The sequence below is a fragment of the Pseudomonas sp. TE21435 genome (genome assembly GCF_056279265.1).
In genome coordinates this window covers 5,438,216-5,460,273 of record NZ_JBWBQZ010000001.1, presented here as the reverse complement: position 1 = coordinate 5,460,273, position 22,058 = coordinate 5,438,216, and the positions used below count along the sequence as shown (strand labels likewise).

Annotated in this window: 28 protein-coding genes and 1 pseudogene; 7 read left to right on the top strand and 22 right to left on the bottom strand. The window is 59.9% G+C overall.

Translation table 11 applies throughout. From position 1 onward, the window contains the following. Positions 1-52: 52 nt before the first annotated feature. The 16 genes from ACZ9C1_RS24760 to ACZ9C1_RS24685 form a co-directional block, all read right to left on the bottom strand. On the bottom strand, positions 53-715 hold the full coding sequence (locus ACZ9C1_RS24760) for a hypothetical protein (RefSeq protein ID WP_102681640.1): 663 nt from the start codon (positions 713-715) through the stop codon (positions 53-55). Continuing rightward, complete coding sequence (locus tag ACZ9C1_RS24755) at positions 715-1,026, bottom strand: hypothetical protein (RefSeq protein WP_102681639.1); 312 nt, start codon at positions 1,024-1,026, stop codon at positions 715-717. The genes ACZ9C1_RS24760 and ACZ9C1_RS24755 overlap by 1 nt, the downstream gene beginning before the upstream one ends. A gap of 31 nt (positions 1,027-1,057) precedes the next feature. Continuing rightward, positions 1,058-1,672, bottom strand: coding sequence for a tail assembly protein (locus ACZ9C1_RS24750; RefSeq protein ID WP_102681638.1), 615 nt, complete (start codon positions 1,670-1,672; stop codon positions 1,058-1,060). A gap of 64 nt (positions 1,673-1,736) precedes the next feature. Then, positions 1,737-2,327 (bottom strand): tail assembly protein, encoded by a 591-nt coding sequence (locus ACZ9C1_RS24745; protein WP_102681637.1) that lies wholly within the window; start codon positions 2,325-2,327, stop codon positions 1,737-1,739. Positions 2,328-2,367: 40 nt separating this feature from the next. Next, the gene (locus ACZ9C1_RS24740; protein WP_102681636.1) at positions 2,368-3,132 is read right to left on the bottom strand and encodes a C40 family peptidase; all 765 of its coding nucleotides are present in this window, start codon (positions 3,130-3,132) and stop codon (positions 2,368-2,370) included. 3 nt (positions 3,133-3,135) lie between these two features. Further along, on the bottom strand, positions 3,136-3,873 hold the full coding sequence (locus ACZ9C1_RS24735) for a phage minor tail protein L (RefSeq protein WP_476254478.1): 738 nt from the start codon (positions 3,871-3,873) through the stop codon (positions 3,136-3,138). Between the two features lie 15 nt (positions 3,874-3,888). Continuing rightward, positions 3,889-4,221, bottom strand: coding sequence for a phage tail protein (locus ACZ9C1_RS24730; RefSeq protein WP_046856814.1), 333 nt, complete (start codon positions 4,219-4,221; stop codon positions 3,889-3,891). 16 nt (positions 4,222-4,237) lie between these two features. Next, positions 4,238-5,503, bottom strand: coding sequence for a phage tail tape measure protein (locus tag ACZ9C1_RS24725; protein ID WP_476254477.1), 1,266 nt, complete (start codon positions 5,501-5,503; stop codon positions 4,238-4,240). A 66-nt stretch (positions 5,504-5,569) separates the two neighbouring features. Beyond that, the gene (locus tag ACZ9C1_RS24720) at positions 5,570-5,824 is read right to left on the bottom strand and encodes a phage tail assembly protein T (RefSeq protein WP_277503080.1); all 255 of its coding nucleotides are present in this window, start codon (positions 5,822-5,824) and stop codon (positions 5,570-5,572) included. Positions 5,825-5,853: 29 nt separating this feature from the next. After that, entirely contained in the window at positions 5,854-6,204 is a 351-nt protein-coding gene (locus ACZ9C1_RS24715) for a phage tail assembly chaperone family protein, TAC (protein ID WP_457378028.1), read from the bottom strand. A gap of 14 nt (positions 6,205-6,218) precedes the next feature. Next, positions 6,219-6,710, bottom strand: coding sequence for a phage tail tube protein (locus tag ACZ9C1_RS24710; protein ID WP_046856818.1), 492 nt, complete (start codon positions 6,708-6,710; stop codon positions 6,219-6,221). Between the two features lie 84 nt (positions 6,711-6,794). Beyond that, positions 6,795-6,977 (bottom strand): hypothetical protein, encoded by a 183-nt coding sequence (locus ACZ9C1_RS24705; RefSeq protein ID WP_476254476.1) that lies wholly within the window; start codon positions 6,975-6,977, stop codon positions 6,795-6,797. A gap of 13 nt (positions 6,978-6,990) precedes the next feature. Further along, positions 6,991-7,344, bottom strand: a complete 354-nt coding sequence (locus ACZ9C1_RS24700) for a phage holin family protein (RefSeq protein ID WP_476254475.1) — start codon at positions 7,342-7,344, stop codon at positions 6,991-6,993. A 29-nt stretch (positions 7,345-7,373) separates the two neighbouring features. Beyond that, on the bottom strand, positions 7,374-7,712 hold the full coding sequence (locus ACZ9C1_RS24695; protein WP_476254474.1) for a hypothetical protein: 339 nt from the start codon (positions 7,710-7,712) through the stop codon (positions 7,374-7,376). Continuing rightward, a complete protein-coding gene (locus ACZ9C1_RS24690; RefSeq protein WP_476254473.1) occupies positions 7,713-8,366 on the bottom strand; it encodes a hypothetical protein in 654 nt (217 codons plus the stop codon). A 467-nt stretch (positions 8,367-8,833) separates the two neighbouring features. Further along, on the bottom strand, positions 8,834-9,571 hold the full coding sequence (locus ACZ9C1_RS24685; RefSeq protein ID WP_476254472.1) for a LexA family transcriptional regulator: 738 nt from the start codon (positions 9,569-9,571) through the stop codon (positions 8,834-8,836). A 287-nt stretch (positions 9,572-9,858) separates the two neighbouring features. Here ACZ9C1_RS24685 and ACZ9C1_RS24680 point away from each other — a divergent pair, with 287 nt between their 5' ends. The 4 genes from ACZ9C1_RS24680 to ACZ9C1_RS24665 are packed head-to-tail and all read left to right on the top strand — an operon-like array spanning position 9,859 to position 13,203. After that, on the top strand, positions 9,859-11,067 hold the full coding sequence (locus ACZ9C1_RS24680; protein ID WP_476254471.1) for a hypothetical protein: 1,209 nt from the start codon (positions 9,859-9,861) through the stop codon (positions 11,065-11,067). A 39-nt stretch (positions 11,068-11,106) separates the two neighbouring features. Next, positions 11,107-12,045, top strand: coding sequence for a glycosyltransferase family 2 protein (locus ACZ9C1_RS24675; protein WP_476254470.1), 939 nt, complete (start codon positions 11,107-11,109; stop codon positions 12,043-12,045). A gap of 10 nt (positions 12,046-12,055) precedes the next feature. Next, positions 12,056-12,451, top strand: a complete 396-nt coding sequence (locus ACZ9C1_RS24670; protein ID WP_476254469.1) for a GtrA family protein — start codon at positions 12,056-12,058, stop codon at positions 12,449-12,451. After that, on the top strand, positions 12,448-13,203 hold the full coding sequence (locus ACZ9C1_RS24665) for a class I SAM-dependent methyltransferase (RefSeq protein WP_476254468.1): 756 nt from the start codon (positions 12,448-12,450) through the stop codon (positions 13,201-13,203). The genes ACZ9C1_RS24670 and ACZ9C1_RS24665 overlap by 4 nt, the downstream gene beginning before the upstream one ends. A gap of 422 nt (positions 13,204-13,625) precedes the next feature. On the opposite strand, the gene ACZ9C1_RS24660 is transcribed toward ACZ9C1_RS24665, so the two are convergent. Both ACZ9C1_RS24660 and ACZ9C1_RS24655 read right to left on the bottom strand, forming a co-directional pair. Next, the gene (locus ACZ9C1_RS24660) at positions 13,626-14,363 is read right to left on the bottom strand and encodes a hypothetical protein (RefSeq protein ID WP_476254467.1); all 738 of its coding nucleotides are present in this window, start codon (positions 14,361-14,363) and stop codon (positions 13,626-13,628) included. Between the two features lie 280 nt (positions 14,364-14,643). Further along, positions 14,644-15,253, bottom strand: a pseudogene (locus tag ACZ9C1_RS24655) (DNA adenine methylase); the annotation flags it as partial. Between the two features lie 10 nt (positions 15,254-15,263). Here ACZ9C1_RS24655 and ACZ9C1_RS24650 point away from each other — a divergent pair. Next, complete coding sequence (locus ACZ9C1_RS24650) at positions 15,264-16,382, top strand: tyrosine-type recombinase/integrase (RefSeq protein WP_476254594.1); 1,119 nt, start codon at positions 15,264-15,266, stop codon at positions 16,380-16,382. 38 nt (positions 16,383-16,420) lie between these two features. On the opposite strand, the gene ACZ9C1_RS24645 is transcribed toward ACZ9C1_RS24650, so the two are convergent. Then, a complete protein-coding gene (locus tag ACZ9C1_RS24645) occupies positions 16,421-16,939 on the bottom strand; it encodes a GNAT family N-acetyltransferase (protein WP_476254466.1) in 519 nt (172 codons plus the stop codon). Then, a complete protein-coding gene (locus ACZ9C1_RS24640) occupies positions 16,897-17,184 on the bottom strand; it encodes a type II toxin-antitoxin system TacA family antitoxin (protein WP_476254465.1) in 288 nt (95 codons plus the stop codon). The genes ACZ9C1_RS24645 and ACZ9C1_RS24640 overlap by 43 nt, the downstream gene beginning before the upstream one ends. Positions 17,185-17,618: 434 nt before the next feature. Between ACZ9C1_RS24640 and mutS the strand changes: the two genes are divergently transcribed. Beyond that, entirely contained in the window at positions 17,619-20,192 is a 2,574-nt protein-coding gene (mutS, locus tag ACZ9C1_RS24635) for a DNA mismatch repair protein MutS (RefSeq protein ID WP_111531755.1), read from the top strand. A gap of 139 nt (positions 20,193-20,331) precedes the next feature. Further along, on the top strand, positions 20,332-20,655 hold the full coding sequence (gene fdxA, locus ACZ9C1_RS24630; RefSeq protein ID WP_023629582.1) for a ferredoxin FdxA: 324 nt from the start codon (positions 20,332-20,334) through the stop codon (positions 20,653-20,655). A gap of 430 nt (positions 20,656-21,085) precedes the next feature. On the opposite strand, the gene ACZ9C1_RS24625 is transcribed toward fdxA, so the two are convergent. Further along, entirely contained in the window at positions 21,086-21,712 is a 627-nt protein-coding gene (locus ACZ9C1_RS24625) for a Pr6Pr family membrane protein (RefSeq protein ID WP_102681625.1), read from the bottom strand. Next, complete coding sequence (locus tag ACZ9C1_RS24620) at positions 21,712-21,933, bottom strand: VF530 family protein (RefSeq protein WP_102681624.1); 222 nt, start codon at positions 21,931-21,933, stop codon at positions 21,712-21,714. Before ACZ9C1_RS24620 ends, ACZ9C1_RS24625 begins: the two co-directional genes overlap by 1 nt. Between the last annotated feature and the right edge of the window lie 125 nt (positions 21,934-22,058).

Below are 22,058 nucleotides of genomic sequence, written 5' to 3'. Positions count from 1 at the left end.
GTTGCGCCGCAAAGGGCCACGGCCTGAGGCGCGGGCCATGCTCGGCGGATGTTCAATAGCCGGTGACGTCGATAATCATCAGCGTGGGTGCTGGCATTTTGGGTGACGGCGATATCATCTCTCCAGCGGTCGGCCCGGTTACCAGCCAGCCCTCCACCACCCCCGTCTGTGGCCCCAGCATTACACCGGTGCCTCGCAGAATCATCCAGGGCACCCCGCCAAGGCTGGCTGGGGTCATTTGCTTGGGAGAGTGCCCTATCCCCGCGGCATACCGGCGCGCTGCGGTGGGCCAGGGCCGGCGCGTGCCGATGGCTGCGTTGGGCACTACATCGACGATCCTCAGCAACTGGCTGTCCGAGTCGAATGCGAGCGCTCCTTGTTCATCGAACAACTGGAACCCGGAGCGTGAAGAGGCCGGTACCTGCTCGCTGAAGCCGAAGATTTCCACCGGCGCCGGAGTCGATACGCGAAAACGCCAGACGTTGCCTGTCCGCGCCTCGAAGATGATCGACATGGCAGTTGCCGAGTTGAAAAACACCGAGCGGGTAGGTTCCGGGATGGCGACATCGAAGTAATAGGAGGTTCCCGCAAGCGGGCTGGTCATCGCGGTGAAGGGGCCACTGTAAGTCGTACGAAATGACAGCATCGACGTGCGTACCTGGGAGGTCAGTTGCCATCCTCCATCATCCCTGAAGACGGACAGGCCGACGGTCATCAGAACACCCCCACGCTGATACGCATGCTTCGTCGGGGCAGATAGTTACGCCCAAACTTGAAGTCGACGAACACCCAGCTCACGACCCCCTGCGCATAACTGACCTGGGGTAGCACATACAACGTCCTACTGCCCAGATCGAAGGAGGTCTCCTCCTGAAACAGAAACACGCTGCCCAGCTCAGTATTGGCGATGGCACGCGCCCCATTGTCGGTTGTGCTTTCGAAGACATCGATAATCTTGCCCACACGCATCGAACCGTCCAGCATCAGCGTGCCATGGGCATCCCATGTTTGAAGACCCTGGTTCATGTTCGCTCACCTGTACACTTTGCTGCCGCCCTCATGCGCGGTCCTCGGCATAGATCGCCGCGCTGATGATGGCGCCGCCCCAGCGCCGCTTGCCCACGCACAGCGGCACCGGGTTGCCAGACGCCGTGGTGTTGCGCGCCGCGCCAAAGGCGTAGCCGGGGGTATTCTCCGGCGCTTGGCTCATGCTCAGCCCTTTGGGCTGCGGGCTGAGCAGCTGCATCACGCCGCCAAGCGCCATCGCCGCGCCCATGTGGGCGACGAACCCGGCGGTTCCCTCCGAAGCGAAGGCGGCGCCGACACCACCGCTATAGATGGCGGCTGCGGCAATCATGACGATACCGACGATGGTCTGCAGGGTGCCCGCCCGCTTGCTGCCGATGACCACCGGCACAATGCGGATTTCTTCCCGAGCCTGGAAACCCAGCTCTGACTCGCCGACATTGCGGCGGTCGTTGAACACGGCAAACTCCAGGCCACGCGAGCGGGCATTGGCGAGAAAGCGCTCGAAACCAGGCACCAGCACGCACAGGGCCTTGATCGCCTCGCGGGGTGTGTTCACCGCCAGTTCGAAGGTCTTGCCGAACTGGCGCAATTGGCCACCGAGCCTGACGCGGGTCAACGGCGAATCAATGGTGGTTGCTGACATGGCAACTCCTTCTGCGAAAAGCGGCTGCCCGGGGCAGCCGTATTGACCGAGCCATGCCCTGGCCTCACAGGCGATCCTCGGCGTAGATGGCGGCGCTGACGATCGCCCCGCCCCAACGACGCTTACCGATGCACAGCGGCACCGGGAGGCCGGTGGTGACGGTGTTGCGGGCATTGCCAAAGGCATAGCCCGGCGTGTTCGAAGGGCTGGCGCTGAGCTTGAGGCCCTTGGGCTGTGGGCTGAGCATCTGCATCACGCCGCCGGCCATGAGGCCGGCGCCCATCTGCACCGCCCAGGTCTGCCCGAAGTACATCCCGCCGACGATCATCACCGCCCCGACGATGGTCTGCAGGATGCCGCCACGCTTGCTGCCGGCCAGCACCGGAACGATACGGAGCTCGCTGGTGCCGCCCAGCGCAAAGGCATTGCTGTCGACATTGCGGCGATTGCGGAAGATCGCGAAACGCATGCCAAGACGGTCAAGCCGGCGGATCTCCTCCTCGAAACCTTCCAGGGTGTTGCGCAGGGCCCGGAACACTTCCCAGGCCTGGCCGCTGTCCAGGCGGCGCCGGTGTTCCCGGCCAAACTTGCGTGCCAGGACACCGGACAACTTGATGGTGGTCAGGGCTGGCACATTGATCACGGATACAGCCATCTAGGGCCTCCTGTGCGAATCTGCATGAATCGAAAGCCGCTCATTCGCCAACCTCGGCATCGCGGTGGCGCAACACCAGCCGGGTGCGATCCAGCCACGGCCCACCGAACACGATCACTTCGCTGGGGCGCCCATAAAGATGGTGCAGCAGGAACGGGCCGGCACCAGTGGGCGTCCATTGCTCACCAGGCAGGCGCGGATCATTGCCCAGATAGATACCGGCATGGTTGGGGTGCGCGGTACGACCGATAGCCATGACCAGCATGTCGCCACGTCGCGGGGTGTCGACGGCGACGAAGCCGGCATCGACATAGGCCTGCTCGTACAGGCTCGGACCCTGGGCATCCTCCCACCAGCCATCCTCGCGGGCATAGGGAGCAAAAGTCAGGCCCCATTCGCGCTGATACCAGTCGGCGCATACCTGCCAGCAATCCCACAGGCCATGCACAAAGGGACGCCCCAGCAACGGGGTGTCGCCCTTGGGCAGGATCGTGCGCAGGTCGCCTTCCGGCCAGGACAGGATATGCCAAGGCAGCCCCGTGGCCTCGCACATGGCCAGATCGCGAGTGGACGGCAGGCTGCTGGCGTCAGGATGCGAATGCACCACCGCGACAACCTCCCCGAGGTCTTCCGCCGCCGCGTAGTCGTGCGGATCGATGCGAAACTCTTCGCCGGGTTCGTTGGCGGTATTGCGACAGCGTTGATAGACCAGCCGCCCGGCCCGGTCGATGACCAGCCCACAAGCTTCGCGGGGGTAGTCCTCGGCAGCATGGACGCGAATCGCCTCGAGCAGGTCAGGTGCCATGTTTCAGCTCCGGGCGATCAGCGAGACGGCCGGGAAGCCGCCGTGGGGCAGTTCGGCCGCCTCGCCGAAGCGCAGCTTGCATGAGCGCAGCCCCCCCTTGCAGCGATCCTTGGCCGGATCGTCGGTGGGACGGTCCTCGTCATCGAAACGCAGGCTGCCGGTATAGCCGCAGTTCGGGCCACGGTAGCCATTGGTCATCGCCCAATGGCAATAGGCGGTCATCTGTCGGCCTGGCAGGCCGTGGCTGTCGATCTCGCCGGGCGAGGACAGTTCCCACTGCACCTGCTCGTCGTCCTCCCGGGTCTTCTGGTCGAGAAACCAGATCTCCAAGGCCTCCTGGGTTGCATCGGCCTGGCTGTTGCCAGTCGCGAAGTTACGCGCGTCCAGGTACTGACCGAGGGTCTGGCGCACGGTCAGCTTGAACTTGAGCAGGTCCTCGAAGGCCAGGCACAACGCCGTGACCCGGCCATCGACGTTGCCGGCGGTGAACTTCGGGCGGGTGGCCCTGCCATTGCTGTTGGCACCGATGCCGTCGATCTGCACCGGCCAGGCGGCATACTCATTGCCCTGCCACCAGATCGAACGAGCCGGCAGGTCAGCCGCGTCCAGCACATCGGGTTCATGGGTGATGGCATGACCGTGAAAGCGCAGGGTATCAGCACCGAACTCGCTGCCGTCGATCTCGAACAGCACGATTTCCGCGCCCGGTTCGAGTTTCTGGATGTCATTGATCAGCGCCATGGCGGCTCTCCTCGGTCATGGGTGAAAGGCCTGCTCGAACGTCGCGCTGATGCTGTACAAGCCACCACCCTTGGCGGTGGGCTGGTAGCCCTTGCAGCGATACAGGCCCGGCTTGCCCAGTGGCGCGGTCCAGCGGAACGCGCGGCTGCCAGCGTGACGGTCGAGGAACTCGGCGATCGCGCGGATCTTGATTTCGTCGCCGATAAACACCAACGGCCAGGACTGGCTGCGGTTGTTGATCCCGTCGGCCACCGCCTGTTGGTAGCCGTCGCCGAACTGCACCGTGCGCACGCGGTACTCCACGGTCCCGGTCGGTTCGGTCTTCGGGCTCCAGGTAAAGGTTTCCATGTGATGTTCTCCTTGCTCAGCGGCCGTGAATCGCCGACCAGATCTGCCCGCCCGGCATCAGCTCGCGGGAAATCTGTTCGCTGGCGCCCTGGCGGGCGGCACCGGCATAGGCGCTGGCCAGGCGTTGGGCATTGCCCTCGCCGGCCGCGCTATTGCCGTCGCCCGCGGCCACGTTGATGGTCTGCTGGATCACCACTTCGCTGCTGTGGCTGGCGCCGGAGCCGCCGCCCAGCGCGCGAATGCCCAGTGCGCCATCGGCGCCGCGGGTCAGTGGCATGATCGCTTCAGGGCCGGCCTCGCCGAACAGCGCCATCGGCGCCAGGGTCGGCGTGGTCGCGACGCCGTTGGTGAAGGCGCCCCCCTTGGCGAAGGCGGAGCCGCCATAGGTCAGACCTGAGGCGTTGAGTTGCGGGGTGAAGGTGGTGCTGGTGCCACCCACGGACATGCTGGTGGCAGTTGGCGCGGCGCCACCGCTGAACCACGAACCGACCAGGTTCATGCCGAACCCGAGCAGACTGCTCAGAGCCTTGGAGGCTGCAGTCTTGGCGGCCAGCGCGGCCATGTCAGCGATCACCGACTTGGCGAAGTCAGAGAACGACAGCTTGCCGGTAGTGGCAAAAGTCTGCACCGCATTGCCCATGCGATCGAAGACGCTGGCAAAGACCGCTTGCGATTGCGCCGCGACGTTGCCGGAGGTCTCCAGATACTCCTCCCAAGCCGCAGAGGCGCCGACCATCCAGTCGCCACGCGCCTGACTCATCATGTCGTAGTCGTTGAGTACCTGGTTGGTCATGTCGGCATGCCGGGCGCGCATGTCCTCCAACTGCTGCTGGTAATTCGCGCCATCGGGGCCTGCGGCACCCAGCGGGTTGGCCTGCTCGAACTGAGCCCGTTCGGTGTAGTAGCCTTCGTCCACCTTGAACAGCTGGTCGGCCAACCCGCCCTGGCGCTTGCTCATGCTCATCTTCGCCACCTCGAGCTCGGCGCTGGCGTGCTGCTTGCGCAGCGCCTCGCTGTAGGGCCGCTCGGGGGCATCCTGCACGGCCTGCTCCCAGCTCGGTGGCGCGTAGGCGGACTGGAAGCGATCCAGCGCTCTCCTCGAGATGTCCAGGCTCGAATCGGCGACCTCGCCTACGCTCTTGAGGTACTTGGTATTGAAAGCCTCGACATTCTTCTGCATCTCGCGCAGGGTGCGGTCACTGAGGGCCGAGGCCCTGGACAGTGCCCGTTCGAGGCTGGAGAGGTCGATCGTCGGGCTGAAACTGGCAAGGTTGGTTGCCATGGGCCTACTCCCTGATCATGGTGAAACCCGCCGTGGCGGGCTTCGTGAAGAAGGTGGTGCCGATCATCAGCACCACTGCTGCATGGCACTCTCGAGCGAGACGCCTTGGCGCCGCTCGTGAGGCATGAAATCGATCAACTCGGCGGTGCCGCCGGCTTGATGGTTGGCCTGCAGCGCCAACATGGCGATGCTGGCCTCCAGCCGGCGACCGCCGTGCAACGAGCCATGGCGCTGGATGTACTGCGCCCAGTCCCTGGCTTCTGCGTAGCTCAGCCGTTCCTTGGCTTCGCTGATCGTGCGGCCGCCGATGCCATTGAGCACCAGCTCATGCCAGAACTCATCGGCGGCCGTCAGTTCTTTGCCGGGGTATTACCGGTGCCATTGACTTCGTTGATGGTGTTGAGCAGCACGAAGCCCAGTGAGGGTTCGAGGTTGAACGCGTCTTCGACGCCTAACGGCTCCTCCCCCTCCTCGCCGAGGCTGATGGACGCGGCCAGGTAATGCGCGTTGCGGCTATGGGACGACGCCTGTTCAGCGAACAGACGCTCGATCACCCCGAACGAATGACGGCGCACATGCACCACCAGGGTCTGGGCCAGCATTTCCCCGGTCTGCGGATCAGGCCGGTTCCAGACCACTTCCTTGCGTACCCGCTGGCTGTCGACGATGCCGCCCAGGGCCTTGAGTTGATTGATGTTCATTCAGTCCTCCGGGCTCAGGCCTTTTTCGCCCAGGTGGAGCCGCCGGTGCGCTGGATGCTCACCGAGGTGGTAACCACCGAATTGAGCGCAAAGTTGAACGGGAAATCGGCCACGTAGCCTTCGAAGGCGAACCAAGTACGGGTGGCCGGCAGCTCGAAGCCATCGCCCTTGCTGTTGACCGTCGGTGCCACGCCCTTGCCGTCCGACCAGCCCACCACCCATTTGACGGTGGTGTTGCCCTTGGCTTCGGACAACTGATGCAGGCGGATGTGGCTGGCGTTGGTCGGGTCGGCGTTAAGGCCCAGGGTGGCGGTGCCAGGGGTACGCAGGCCTTTCTTGTAGGTGCGTTCGGCGGCGTCGAGGGTCGTGTCCTCGATCTGCTCGGCCGGGGCGCCGCCCGGCTCGAACGAGGTCACGTGGTCGACTTCCAGCACGCTGAGCGGGCCGGTGCCGGAGAGCGGTGGGACCAGTGCATAGATCTGGGTGCCTTGGGTAAGAATCGACATAGAGGTGTTCTCCTTGAACATGATGAAAGCCGCCACGGGCGTCCCGGGCGGTCGGACGGGTATTGCAGGTAAAGGGGGAAAAACTCAGGCAGGCTTCGAACCATCGAGATAAGGCGGTGCATCTGGGTCCGGCTCACGGCTCTTCAGGTAGGCCACCAGTTGCTCGTTGCTTGATGCCAGCCGCTCGATCGACTGCCCCAGGGCGGTCTGCACCGACGCCTGGTTGCTCAGGGCTGCCAGGAGTGCTTCCAGCTGTGTTTCGTTCATGCAGGGCTCCCGTTCAGCGGCCACGATCGTCGGCGTCGACGCCGGCCGATGGTTGCTCGATGCCCAGGCGGCGAGCCGCCCAGCGTTCATAGAGGCCGATGGCGACATCGGCCCCGGCCATGGCGGTGAGGCAGCCAAAGGCGCTGGCGCTCCAGATCGACATGCCGCTGGCGTACAGCAGCATCACCGTCGACACGCCGCAGACCATGCACGCCCCAGAGCGCAATAGCAGCCGGCGCACCAGCGCCCAGCCCCGCGCACCGGCTTTGTCGGCCCGCCACATCTCGCCGGAAAGACCGCCCAGCAGCGCCAGGACGATCACCAGCCAGAGCGGCATGTCGAGCAATGCCTGTTGTTCACTTGTCAAAGTCCTGTCTCCTTGAAATAAAGCCACGCTCAACCCTCCATCGACTGGATGATCGGCACGACGGGAAGATCCTCGGCCAGGACATGCAGCATCAACGTGCTGACCAGCCGATAAGGCTGGCCGTCGCGGGTCACGGTCACCAGCAGGTCGCCGGAGACTTCATCATGTTCAACCGCCACGTCAGCCTTGCTGTCCATCTGGCTGAGCGAGTAGCCCCAGCCGACGCTTGCGGGGGGGAAAGGCACCAGGCCGTGGCTGCCGGTGATCTTGAACCGCCCCTCGCCGAGTGCCAGCGAAGCCAACTGCGCCTGCGGGGGAGTGATGTCGTAGGTGCTGCCATCGTTTAATAGCGTGATGATTGCGCGCATTCATGCCACCTTGATCGTGCCGTCGTTGCCGACCTTGCAGTTGGATGTGTTGAGCGTGGTGACGACGGTGAACGGCATCTGCTGCAAATTGGCGGCTGGTGGCGGGCCGTCGACCACAATGCCCCAGTCGGACTCCTGTCCACCTGGCATGGCCAATGCCCCGGTGTTCAGGCAACTGACCGCGAAGCGTGGGTAATAGGCCCTGGTCGGGAACTTCAAGTACAGGTTGGCCAGGCCGTTTTCCTCGTACAGGATGATCTGCAAGCCGTTGTTGGCGGCCAGGGTGCCCATCTCCCGCGAGGACGTGTTGACCAGCGCGGTCGCTGCGACGATCTTGCCGTCATAGAAGTACCAGCTAAGGTCGATGGTGATCGGCGAGGTGTAGGTCGCCAGACAGCCGTGTAATCGCACCATTGGCGCGATGCCACCGACGCTGGGCACCTTGGTCTTGAGCGTGAAGGCATTCACATAGTTGGACACCGCCATCACTCCAACCTCGCGGTACAGCTGCCCGGACAGCGTCGAGTAATCCGGCTGAAGGGCACGATCCTTGAGCTGCGCCAAGTTGCGGTTGACCTTGTCGAAGCCGGTGCGCACCGTGTCGCCGCCGACGCCCGTGGGCGCCGTGCCCATGTTGATGATTTCGAAACCCATTTCACCTCCGTTGCGATGAATTCCGTAGGAATGAAGCTGGCGGGATGTTGACCCGCGCATTTGCCTCGGCATTCCAAAAAACCCGCTTCGCAGGCTTTTCAGTAATGCGTTGTCGAACCGCCGGCCACGACTGGTGACGCCGCACGGCTCCGCTTCAAATTAGTGACTCCGACCGCGGCCGCCTGCCCGCCGGATAACTGATCGTGGTGCTTTACGCTGCACACCCGGGCCAGTTGCCAACCCTCTGAACAGTCGAGGCCTGTTCATCGCTGCCTGTGTAACAACCGGTTGCTGACCGGCTTGAGACACAGATTATGCATGCATGCATATGCAGTCAATGCATTTTTAGAAATATTTATGCACGAGTATTTGCCGAAATGCATGAAGGCCTTATCGGATGCGGTGTGTAGGGTTTTTCTGAGGACGAAAAAAAACCCGCCGAGGCGGGTTTTTATCGAGGATCGGTATCAACGAGCGTACATGCCCCACCAGAAGACGTGGCCGAGGAGGCTGATCTGTTCTTCCTGCATCTGCTGGAAGCTGTAGTCTTCGTCAGGGTGTTCGTCGCGGTTGAAGCTGCGCAGGCGAATGCCGGTAGGCAGGCGGTATACCTGTTTAACCCGCAGCTGGCCGTTGTGGTTGATGGCATAAAGGTCGCCGTCGATGATGTCACCGATGGTGCATTTGCCGGTGTTGACCCCGACCGTGGCGCCGTCGCGCAGCACCGGCAACATGCTGTTGCCACGCACCGTCACGCACTTGGCGTGGTCGAACTGCACGCCATTGTGGCGCAGGCTGCGTTTGCCGAAACGCAAGCGAGCATTCTCGCTTTCCTCGATGACGAATCTTCCTGATCCTGCTGCCAACTCGACCTCACGAAGAAAAGGCACGGACACCTCGTCGTCCTCGACGGGTGTTTCATCGTCCCACAGGCTGATGTCGCTCAGGGCCGCATGGCCTTGAGTGAGAGGGGCCGCGTCACGGGATTCGCCCAGTTCGACGCGGCCGCGCAACTGGTCGGTGCTCACGCCGAAGTACTCGGCGATCTTCGAGACGTGCTTGTCCGAAGGATCGACGATCTTCTCGCTGAGAATCCGCGACAGGGTGGATTGAGGTACACCCGTGCGCCGATGCAGCTCTGTGGGGGACAGGCCGTGGCGGGCGAGCAGTTCTCTGAGTACGGAGGCTACGTTGCGTTTTTGCATAAACGCATAGTAACGAGAGCATATGTAAAATGCAATCGAGGGATCGCAAAGATCAGTGATTTCTGATTTGCAACAGCCGTCGGGACGTAACAGCAACGCTACGGGTATACTCCTCGGCCCAATCGCCACAGCCGCAGGAAAACAATCCGCGCAGGGCGCAGTGCCGGTTTCAAGAGCCTAATGTTGCAAATGCCCTCTGGCTGGTATCCGGACCACGGCAAGCCGCAGCCAGTACCCCTGACAGGGTCCAGGACAATGAGCCGCTCAACGAAAACAGGGAGGATCCGGTGATAACCCAAAGCGAAAGTCGCGTGACTACAACATCCAGTCGCTTGATCGAATGTGCGGTGTACGTCGCATTGCTGGTCATTAGCGTCGCAATCTTCGAACCGCTGATCAGCAAGCTCTCCGCCATTGGTGGCGACTATGTCGCCCATCTGAAATGGGCAAGCGAAATCGAGGAACAAGGCAAGCTCATACTTCCGCACCCGCTTTATCATGTTCTGGTCATCGTGGCGAAGAAGCTGCTGGCCATCGACTATATTGCGGCTTCGACAGTGGTGATCCTCCTGGCTATTTCGTTGCTGGCCATCCTCAACTACCGAGTTCTCGCGCCCCGCGCATCCTTGCCCGTTGCCCTTGTTTTATCTGTTTGCCTGCTTCTGGTGACACCGCTGCAAGCGTTCTTTTTCGTTGATAGTCACTTGTACTTCGGCTACATCGGCATCACGGTCTATCACAGCCCCACCATGTTGCTACTCAAACCGTTGTCACTGATCGTATTCTGCTTCGCCCTGAGGACAGTGGACCGCCCAACAGGAGATCCACTGCCCAGTGCCCTTGCGTTTGCTGCTGCGATTTTCATCTGCGGAATGTCCAAACCGAACTTCCTGCTGATCGTCCTGCCGGCGTTAGTGCTGTTCCTGATGATCACCCAGCAATCGCGCTCCACGCTGAGCCGACCATACATCTACGGTGCCTTTTTCCTCCCCGTCCTATTGGTGCTCAGTCTTCAATTTTTCCACACCTATTTTTACCAAGGTCTTTCCAATGGAACGGGAAATGAGGAAAGCCACGTGCTGTTTCTGCCGTTCGAAACATTCTCCCACTATTCGAATTTCCTGACTGGCAAGCTGTTCCTGTCGATTGCCTTCCCGCTGCTTGTGCTGCTCTCTTATCCGAAAGCGAGCACGCAGAACAAGGCCTTCGTGCTGGCGTTCCTGTGCCTGCTGATGGGTATGATCCTCACCTACTTCTTCGCCGAAAGCGGCTATCGAATGTATGCCGGCAACTTCTGGTGGAGCGGGCAGATCGGCCTGTATCTGGCATTCCTGTTCTCGCTGGCCTTCTTGCTCGCTGATCGCAAGTCCCTGACCCGCACAGTGTTCGACAAGATTAAGTATGGCCTTTGCCTGAGCGTTTTTTTCGCACACACGGCCTGCGGCGTGTTCTATTACCGCCAAGAACTTCTGTTTGGCTACATGCAGTACTGGTAACAGTCACCTCAACGTTTAACAAGAAAGTCACGGAATACGATGCCACTACAGACTGCAGAACCTCTATTGTCGGTTGTCATACCGGTCTACAAGGCCGAGCAATCTCTCGACGAATTGTACCGCCGCCTGACATCCTCGCTGGAGACAATTTCTCGTGATTTTGAGATTCTGCTGGTCGAGGACTGTGGTGGCGATCGCTCCTGGGAGATCATCGAACGGCTCGCAGCAGATGATCCCCGTGTCCGGGGTATCCAGTTAAGTCGCAATTTCGGACAACACTATGGTATCACCGCAGGCCTGGACAGCTGTCGCGGTCAGTGGGTCGTCGTCATGGACTGCGATCTGCAGGATCGGCCCGAAGAAATCCCACGCCTGTATGCCAAGGCCCAGGAAGGCTTCGACATCGTCCTCGCGCTGCGCGGCAAACGTCGTGACGCGCCACTCAAGCGGCTCACTTCGTGGATGTTCTACAGGATGTTCAGTTACCTGGCCGATTTTGACTACGATGGCGACAGCGGCAACTTCCGAATCATCTCCCGCAAGGTAGTCGACAATCTCTGCCAGATGCGCGAGCAACTGCGTTTTTTTGGCGCTCTGGTCCACTGGATGGGATTCAAGACCATCGGTATTGCGGTCGAGCATGCCGAGCGCTCTCATGGCGAGAGCACTTATACCTTCTCGAAGCTCTGGGATCTGGCGATGGAAACCATCATCGCCTATTCCGACAAGCCGCTGCGGTTGGCGGTAAAGCTCGGTTTTTCTATGGCATTGCTGTCTTTCCTGTACGGCGCCTACCTGCTTACCAGCACATTGCTGCATGGTGCGGTCGTCCCTGGTTGGACCAGCCTGATGGTGTCGCTGTTCTTCATCGGCGGGGTGATCATCTCCATCCAGGGCGTTGTAGGCATCTACATCGGCAAGACGTTCGACGAAACCAAGAAGCGGCCACTGTACATCGTCAGACAAAAAACCTTCTGAGGTATTGACGGTGAGAATCCCCAGCGCCACCAGCCTCGCACAACTCATTCGCTACGGCATTGTTGGCGTGACGAGCAATGGTTTGGTCTATCTTGGCTACCTACTCCTCGTCAATGCAGACGTCGGCAAGAAACTCTCGATGACGCTCATGTATGTCATCGGTGTAGTCTTGGGCTTCCTCGCCAACCATCAATGGACGTTCATGCAAGGCAAGCAATGTGGCGCACTGCTTCGTTATGTGCAAATGCATATCATCGGCTACCTGCTGAACTTTTTATTACTGCTCATTTTCTCCGACGTACTTGATTATCCCCATCAAGCCGTACAGGCGATCGCCATCCTGGTCGTCGCGCTCTATGGCTTCCTGGCCTGCAAGTATTTCGTATTTCGTGGTGACTCGAAATGAAAACCGCTTTCCGCAAAGACTTCTATCAGGAACTGGCGGCTCTGGAGAGCAAGAACTTCTGGTTCCGCGCAAGAAACAGAATCATCATTTGGGCACTGAAAAAGTACATGCCGCACTTCACCTCATTTCATGAGATAGGTTGCGGCACGGGGTTTGTCATATCTGCCGTGGCTCGTGAGTTCTCTGAAGCCCACCTGTCGGGTAGCGAGTACTTCGATGAAGGCCTGTTTTATGCGCGGCAGCGACTTCCCGATGTCGAGTTCCAACAGATGGATGCCAGGCAGATAGCGTTCGCGTCAGCACCGGATGTCATTGGAGCGTTCGACGTGCTCGAGCATATCGAAGAAGATGAGCAGGTTCTGGATCAGTTGGCCAGGGCGCTCGCCCCCAATGGCATGTTGTTCATCACGGTCCCTCAACATCGCTGGCTGTGGAGTTCCGTGGATGTACATGCCTGTCATGTCAGGCGATATGAAGCCAGGGAATTGCATGACAAGATGATCCGGGCCGGCTTGGAAGTCGTTCGCAGCACCTCGTTTGTCAGCACTTTGCTACCGGCGATGTATCTGTCTCGTCTCATGAAAAAACACGCAGACGGCGCAAAGCCGGACGAAATGGCAGAACTGCGTATTCATCCTGTATTGAATGGAATCTTTGAATGCGCACTTAACCTTGAGCTGGCAATGATCCAACGGGGGCTGAACCTGCCCTTGGGAGGATCACGACTGGTTGTCGCGCGAAAGCTGCGATGAACTGATATCCCGATTTTCTGACAGAAGGCGGACCACCGTTCGTGATACCCTCTCACCAGCCTTTAAGGTGGCACAGCGGGCGTATCACGGATTATCAACCGTGGACGTCACCCAATCCTGCCCCAGTCCTCCAAAGAATTGCCTGCAACTCACTGATGAATAAAGCAATTTCAGACCTCTCCGCACACACCCCAATTGTGCTGGAGTATTGACGAGAAAAAGCGCCCAAGCCCCAACACATAAGGGCTTGAATGCCTTTTTGCATATGCGCAAGCGTGCATAAATTGGCGTGGATTGGCATAGATAGGCCTATGGTTTGCCCCAATTTTGCCCCACGCTCAGGGCTAGTGGCGCGTCGCTGATGGACCGCCCAATCCGTTCGGCTGAGCGAATAACTGCCTCCGCCCCACCATGCAGAAAACTCATACTTTCCTAGCAAGCGCTTCAGCGCGTTTGATCCCCAAAGACCGCGTCCACAAAGAACGATTTAACCGTTCAATATGCTCCTGCAGCATTGCGCCTGCTAGATCAATTGGGTAGTTTTTCGAAATAAGATAATCCACCATACCAGCCTCACTCTCCCCACTTTCATACAAGAGATTCAACTCACCATGTGTATCCACATCTAATTGAGGAAGCGGATCCTCTCCTCCAATATAAACACCCTCGCAATAATTACCACCAACATGAATCACGAGCAAACTTTCAATTTTCTCTTGCGCAGCCAAATCATTTACCCTGAATGACTCAAACCAATCACTCGCGGCCTTAACCATATCCTTACAAAAAACCCTTACATCCAGTTGCAACACATCATTTATCCGCCCTAAATGACAACTGGCAATCGTGAAATGTATTCTTGAAATAGTTTTTGAACTCGCACTCTGATCCAAAATTGCAGACTGCCCCTCATGAAGCATTGCACACCTTAATGCATAGCAGTCATATCCGCCTAAAAACACCTTCCTCTCACCAAAAAACTGAGGCGTATAAATCTCCCCCAGATGCTTCTCAAACCATGCTGCATAGGTATGCTTATTCACCTTGCCACCATTTTCAAGGCGAACGCACAAGTCAGGCAAAGTTAAAGATAAAAATAATGCAGAGTACCAATTCTTAGAGTCCAGCGACTCAACAATTGAACCGGTAAATCTTTCCATGACAACCCCCTACCATTATGAATTTACGCTTATTAAGCCTAGCAATTTTTAGCTTTTGAAATGCTACAAACCTAGCCCATTTTCTCACGTTACACCTCATCGGGACTGGACCAATCGGCGCAGATCACAACGGAGCAACGCCGCGCAAACTGCGCCTACGTCGACTACGTGAACCTGGCGGACTGGGCGCGCTGCCGTCAGGGGATTGAGCTCATGAAGGACAACCAGGAGCGCGAGCGAACCGCCAAGCTCACCCGCCTATTCCTGGGGCCCGAGCCGGCTAGAACAACTGCCCTAGCCCTGAGGGCATCCAGTTCAGGATCACCAGCTCTCCCGTGACATCGGCCTTGCCCTGCCGCTGGTTGGTATTGCTGTAGCGGATATCCAGGCACTCGAAGTGGAAGCCTTCGAAGGCGCGCCGGATGTCCGGGTGGTCGTTGATGCTGACCATCACCCTCCCCTTACAGCGTCGCATAAAGTCGGCCATCCGCTCGTACTCCTCGAACGGGAAGTCCACGCCGTAACCGCGCGGTCTGCCAATACGGCGGGTCCATATAGAAGAAGGTGTGTGCTCGATCATAGCGCTCGACACAGTCGAGCCAGGGCAGGTTTTCAACGTAAGTGCCGGCGAGACGCTGCCAGGCTGCAGAGAGGCTCTCCTCGATGCGAAGCAGGTTAATGGCCGGCCCAGTGGTGGCGGTTCCGAACGTCTGTCCGGTGACTTTGCCGCCGAAGGCGTGCTGCTGCAGATAGAAGAACCGGGCGGCGCGCTGGATATCGGTCAGCGTCTCGGGGCGGGTCATCTTCTGCCACTCGAAGATCTGGCGCGAACTGAGCGCCCACTTGAACTGGCGGACGAACTCCTCGAGGTGGTTCTGCACCACCCGGTAATCCCTCGGCCTGCCGGTGACCAAGACCAACATCAAACACGCCGCCCAACTCAGGGCGGCGATTCTTCACGAAATCAGTATCGGCGCCTTCGAATACGGGCGGCACTTCCCGAACTCGAAGCATGCCGGGAACTACAGCAGTGCAAAGGACGAGCGTCTGAAGGCACTGGCAGAACGCTACAAACCGCTGAAGGCCATCGACATCACCCCCATGACCGAGGAGAAATACGCCTACGCCATCGACATATGCGTCGAGCTGGTGGGCAAGGATCGACTGGCAGGCATCCTGCTGCCCGAGGATATTCACCTACTCCGGGCGCGACTGATCGAAAACCGCGCACCATCGACCGCCAACCATTACTTGGCCACCTTCGCCGGCTTCCTCACCTGGTGCGAAAGCAACAAGTACTGTGTGGCCGGGCTCGCCGCTGCGTGCACACGCTTTGCCATGAGCGAGAAAGAGCCGGATCCACTGACGCACGAAGAGTTCGAGCTGATCGTCACGAAAGGCTGCCTGCATCCTCAAGATGTCGCGGCAACCACGCTGGCCGTCTACACCGGCCTGCGGCCTGGCGAACTCTGCGCGCTGGCCGTGGAAGACATCGACCTGCAGGCTGGGAAGATCGAAGTAACCAGGGCGATCACCGCCGACGGCACATTCAAGCTCCCCAAGACAGGGAAGCCCCGCACAGTGCTCTTAATGGAACCGGCGATCGAGGCCTGCAGGACGCTGATAGCGATCGTGGCAGGGCACCCCAAGCGGGGCATACGCGTGCACCACAATCGTCATGAATGGCGGGACGAGTCGGTCACTCCCCTCCTTTCACCAAGCACTCAAGCTCGTAAGAAGATTATCAATGCGTGGTTCGTATCAACTGCTTGGAACACCAAATGGGCCGGCATACTGCGGCGTGCGGGCATTCGCCCGAGACGCCCCTACCAGACACGACACACCTACGCTTGCTGGTGCCTAACAGCCTGCGGCAATCTAGCATTTATTGCCAAGCAGATGGGGCACAAGGACTTCACCATGCTGGTTGAGGTCTATGCAAAATGGATGGACGACGAGTCACCCCAAGAGCTGGAGCGGATATGGACAGGCATTAGCCAAATGAGAAAGGTACGCTGAGGGGAAGCCCCCGCCGGCAAGCCGGCGGGTTGGGGGCGCTATCGCAAGGACAGCATCATGGTAAGTTGGGAGATGTCGGTACAAGGTACGAAACCCGCTTTCTCATACATCTCAGCCAGCCGCTCATTCAGCGGGTGAACCAAGATCGCGGAGGTAGCCACGACCTCCGAGGAAGCTACCACCTTGGTGATTGCATCCTTAATCAGCGACTTCGAAAGACCACGCCCCTGAACTGACATTGTCACCCCCATACGCCCGAGAACCGTGACGGGGTGATGAGGTGGTGAATTACGTTGCAGGGCTTTTGGCGAAACCTGTGCCCGTGACACAGAGCCGCTCGACAGCGTGTAATACGCGGCCACCCGCAAACTTCCCTTGAAGCAGACTACGTAAACGACCGAATGCTTCGCTTCCTGATACTTCCGAGCTTTCTTGTGCAGAAAGTCGTTGATCGACTCCTCTCCACAGTCAAAATCGGTGAAATCGTGTGCATCATTGAGCTTCTCAGGCTTGCTCAGCTCCAGGGGTCGGGTGTGGACATTAGTTGTTGTAAGCACTTGTTACTCCTCATTGGATTATTTTCAAGCGCCTGTTCGAAACGGTCAAAAGCTTCATCGCTGAGGATGAACAACTGACGGTCGAGAATCACCTCTTCAGCTCGCTTACAGGCAGCATCCAAAATGAAGCTCGTCCTATCTGTCCCCAGCAACTCCACAGCCGCATCGATCAGACTTCGTTTTTTGGTATCAACCCGCATGTTGATAGGGACGGGCTTACCTCTTTCTATTAATTGCGCAGACATTTTCAAAACCTCTTCAAAATTTGATTTACTGATTCTTCACCACCTCCTTATCGGCCACATCGGCTTAGAAAGCCTCGAGCTGCTTGCTTGCGATCACACATTTGCCTTACCTCACGTTTGCCCCAGAAGTAGCGGGGACTTTTGCCCAGTAGAATGGGTCTATTAGCTCTTAGGTTATGCCCCTATCAAACAGGGGGCTTAGTCGTGGAGGCCTTCTCCACATTTCTAATGCTACAGGAGTGTGTAGCTTTTGTCTATACCGTGTATGCAAAAGACTTACAAATATCGCCAGTCCCTTCCCCGGTCACCGTGATACCCTTAGCGCATTCTCCGCAGGGGCTCAGGCGGTGGCGTCTATCTGATCTACACCAAAATGCCCCATAATTGCCCCAGCACAAGACCAGAACGCTCTCAAGTCATTGATGAATAAAGCAATTTCAGACCTCTCCGCACACACCCCGATGATGCAGCAGTACTGGAAGCTGAAAAACCAGCACCCGGACCAGCTGATGTTCTACCGCATGGGCGACTTCTACGAGATCTTCTACGAAGATGCGAAGAAAGCCGCGAAACTGCTGGATATCACCCTGACCGCCCGCGGGCAGTCGGCGGGCCAGTCGATTCCCATGTGCGGGATTCCGTTCCACTCGCTCGAAGGCTACCTGGCCAAGCTGGTCAAGCTCGGCGAGTCGGTGGTGATCTGCGAGCAGATCGGCGACCCGGCTACCAGCAAGGGCCCGGTGGAGCGCCAGGTGGTGCGCATCATCACCCCGGGCACGATCAGCGACGAGGCGTTGCTCGACGAGCGTCGCGACAACCTGATTGCCGCCTTGCTCGGCGACGAGCGGCTGTTCGGCCTGGCGGTGCTGGACATCACCAGCGGCAATTTCACCGTGCAGGAGATCAAGGGCTGGGAGAACCTGCTGGCCGAGCTCGAGCGCATCAACCCGGTGGAGCTGCTGATCCCGGATGATTGGCCGCAGGGCCTGCCAGCGGAGAAGCGCCGTGGCGCACGGCGCCGCGCCCCGTGGGACTTCGACCGTGATTCGGCACGCAAGAGCCTTTGCCAGCAGTTCGCCACCCAGGACCTCAAGGGCTTTGGCTGCGACAAGCTGACCCTGGCCATCGGCGCCGCCGGCTGCCTGCTGAGCTATGCCAAGGAAACCCAGCGCACCGCCCTGCCCCACCTGCGCAGCCTGCGCCATGAGCGCCTTGACGACACCGTCATCCTCGATGCCGCCAGCCGCCGCAACCTGGAGCTGGACATCAACCTGGCCGGTGGCCGCGACAACACCCTGCAATCGGTGATCGACCGCTGCCAGACCGCCATGGCCAGCCGCCTGCTGACCCGCTGGCTGAACCGTCCGCTGCGCGACCTGAAGGTGCTCAAGGCACGCCAGGACTCGATCCGCTGCCTGCTCGACGGCTACCGCTTCGAAAAGCTGCAGCCGCAGCTCAAGGAAATCGGCGACATCGAGCGGATCCTCGCGCGTATCGGCCTGCGCAACGCCCGCCCGCGTGACCTGGCGCGCCTGCGCGACGCCCTCGGCGCCCTGCCCGAGCTGCAGAACGCCATGGCCGAACTGGAGGCACCGCACCTGGCGCGCCTGGCCGCGATCACCGGCACCTACCCGGAGCTGGCCGGCCTGCTGGAGCGGGCGATCATCGATAACCCGCCGGCGGTGATCCGCGACGGTGGCGTGCTCAAGACCGGCTACGACAGCGAACTGGACGAATTGCTGTCGATCAGCGAGAACGCCGGCCAGTTCCTCATCGACCTGGAAGCCCGCGAGAAGGCCCGCACGGGCCTGGCCAACCTCAAGGTCGGCTACAACCGCGTGCATGGCTATTTCATCGAGCTGCCGACCAAGCAGGCCGAACAGGCACCCGCCGACTATATCCGCCGGCAGACGCTCAAGGGCGCCGAACGTTTCATCACCCCCGAGCTGAAAACGTTCGAGGACAAGGCGCTGTCGGCCAAGAGCCGTGCCCTGGCGCGCGAGAAGATGCTCTACGATGCCTTGCTCGAAACCCTGATCGGGCACCTGGCGCCACTGCAGGACAGCGCCGCGGCGCTGGCCGAGCTGGATGTGCTGAGCAACCTGGGCGAACGCGCCCTGAACCTGGACCTGAACTGCCCAAGCTTCGTCGATGAGCCGTGCCTGCGCATCGAGCAGGGCCGCCACCCGGTCGTCGAGCAGGTGCTGACCACGCCATTCGTGGCCAACGACCTGGGCCTGGACGACAGCACGCGCATGCTGATCATCACCGGCCCGAACATGGGCGGTAAGTCCACCTACATGCGCCAGACCGCGCTGATCGTGCTGCTGGCGCACATCGGCAGCTTCGTCCCGGCAGCCGCCTGCGAGCTGTCGCCGGTGGACCGTATCTTTACCCGTATCGGCTCCAGCGACGACCTGGCCGGCGGGCGCTCGACCTTCATGGTCGAGATGAGCGAAACCGCCAACATCCTGCACAACGCCACCGACCGCAGCCTGGTGCTGATGGACGAAGTCGGCCGCGGCACCAGCACCTTCGATGGCCTGTCGCTGGCCTGGGCCGCCGCCGAGCGCCTGGCCCAGCTGCGCGCCTACACATTGTTCGCCACCCACTACTTCGAACTGACCGTGCTGCCGGACAGCGAGCCGCTGGTGGCCAACGTGCACCTGAATGCCACCGAACACAATGAACGCATCGTGTTCCTGCACCATGTGCTGCCGGGCCCCGCAAGCCAAAGCTACGGCCTGGCCGTGGCGCAACTGGCGGGCGTGCCGGCGGCGGTGATCCAGCGTGCCCGCGAGCACCTGGGCCGGTTGGAGACCACCAGCCTGCCCCATGAAGCGCCGGTTGCAACGCCGCGCGACAATACGCCTCACGTGCCGCACCAGAGCGACCTGTTCGCCAGCCTGCCACACCCGGCCATCGAGAAGCTGGGCAAGCTGGAGCTGGACGACATGACGCCGCGCCAAGCTATCGAAATGCTATATCAACTGAAAAACCTGTTATAACGGCCCACCGCGCAAGCTGGTAGAATCCGGCGCGGTTTGCGAAGGCTGCAGGTTATTAGCCTGGTCTGCAGCCAGCACCGTGAACCGCGCTGCCCTGGAAGGAAGGGCAAGCTGCCGTCGCCTGAGGAGAGAATTAGAAATGACCTTCGTCGTCACCGACAACTGCATCAAATGCAAGTACACCGACTGCGTGGAAGTCTGTCCGGTGGACTGCTTCTACGAAGGCCCGAACTTCCTGGTGATTCACCCGGACGAATGTATCGACTGTGCGCTGTGCGAGCCTGAGTGCCCGGCCCAGGCGATTTTCTCGGAAGACGAAGTGCCGTCCGGCATGGAGAACTTCATCGAGCTGAACGCCGAGCTGGCCGAAATCTGGCCGAACATCACCGAGAAGAAAGACGCCCTGGCGGACGCCGAAGAGTGGGATGGCAAGCCTGGCAAGATTGCCGATCTGGAGCGCTGACAGCGCCCAGGTACGAAAAAGGCCCGCGAGGGCCTTTTTTCATTTTCAGCAGACAAAAAAAGGGGCGGTTTGACCCGCCCACATTTTTTCCGTAGTCCCTGTATGTCCCAATCATCGTCCTGATGAATCGCATCCCGCGATGTCCTTGGCCATCATCCGTGAGAGCCTGTGTCAGTCCGTAGACACAGTTCGAATACTAGCGATTCCCCGCCTTGGGACAAGCAACGAATATCTCAGGATGATTCAGGCGTAACATCTTCTGATATTTATAAAAAATATATATTTCAATTACTTGGAAAAATTACGCCACTGGAAACGACATTGATTTACTGATCCCTACAGCAATCACTTACATAACGAGTAAGCGAATGCTTACACGCGATACTACGAGGGTGGCGAAATAAACAGTTTTGCCGAGGGTGCTGCTGCCTCAATGCCGTCCTCGCCAATGGTCCAGCCCCAGCAGCACCAGCCCGATCGCCCAGAACCCAGCCAGCACCCCTGTTGCATTCATCAGTACCTGCCCATAGCCCAGCCGCGCAACGTCGACGAACGGGTAGGGATACACCCCGATCTCATGCCCGCGCAGCAGCACGAAGGCAAAATACAGCATCGGGTACAGTGCCCAGGCTGCCAGATGCCAGAGCCGCAGCCGCCCCTTGGGCACCTCGAACCACCAGTACAGGGTGAACAGCAGCGGCATCACGTCGTGCAGCAGTTCGTCCGCCAGCCATTGCCAGCCCTGGGGTTGCCACAAGTGGCGCAGTAGCAGGCTGTAGGCCAGCGCCACCAGCACGATACTGGCTGCAACGCACGAGCTGACCACAGGTGAAAGGAAGCAGCGCCTGGCCGGCGAGTCGCGGCCGAATGCGGCATGGCTGAGCACCGTGGCCACCAGCGTGTTGCTCAGCACGGTGAAATAGCAGAACAGGTTGACCATCCCGCCGACCAGGCTGGCCTGCTCCTGCCAACGTGCCAGCAGTACCAGGTACAGCTGGATCGCCAGCCCCGCCCAGCCGAGCACAGCCGCCAGGGCAAGCCAAGGCCGGCGCGGCATCAGCCTTTGCGCTGCAGCTTCACGTACAGCTGCTCGACCTTCTCCCGTGCCCATGGGGTCTTGCGCAGGAAGGTCAGGCTCGACTTGATCGTCGGATCGCTCTTGAAGCAGCGGATGTCGACGCGTTCGGCCAGACCCTGCCACTGATAGTGCGCCACCAGCTCGGTGAGGATCTGTTCGAGGGTCTTGCCGTGCAGCGCGTTATGGTTGGCCGTGCTCATGCAGTGCTCCAGGTTCGGGAAGGTGCGCACCTTACATGAGTGTAGGAGCGGATTCATCCGCGATGCGTTCGTCGACAAAACTGCGGCGTCCGGACAATCGAGCGCCGCCCACGCGGCGCATCGCG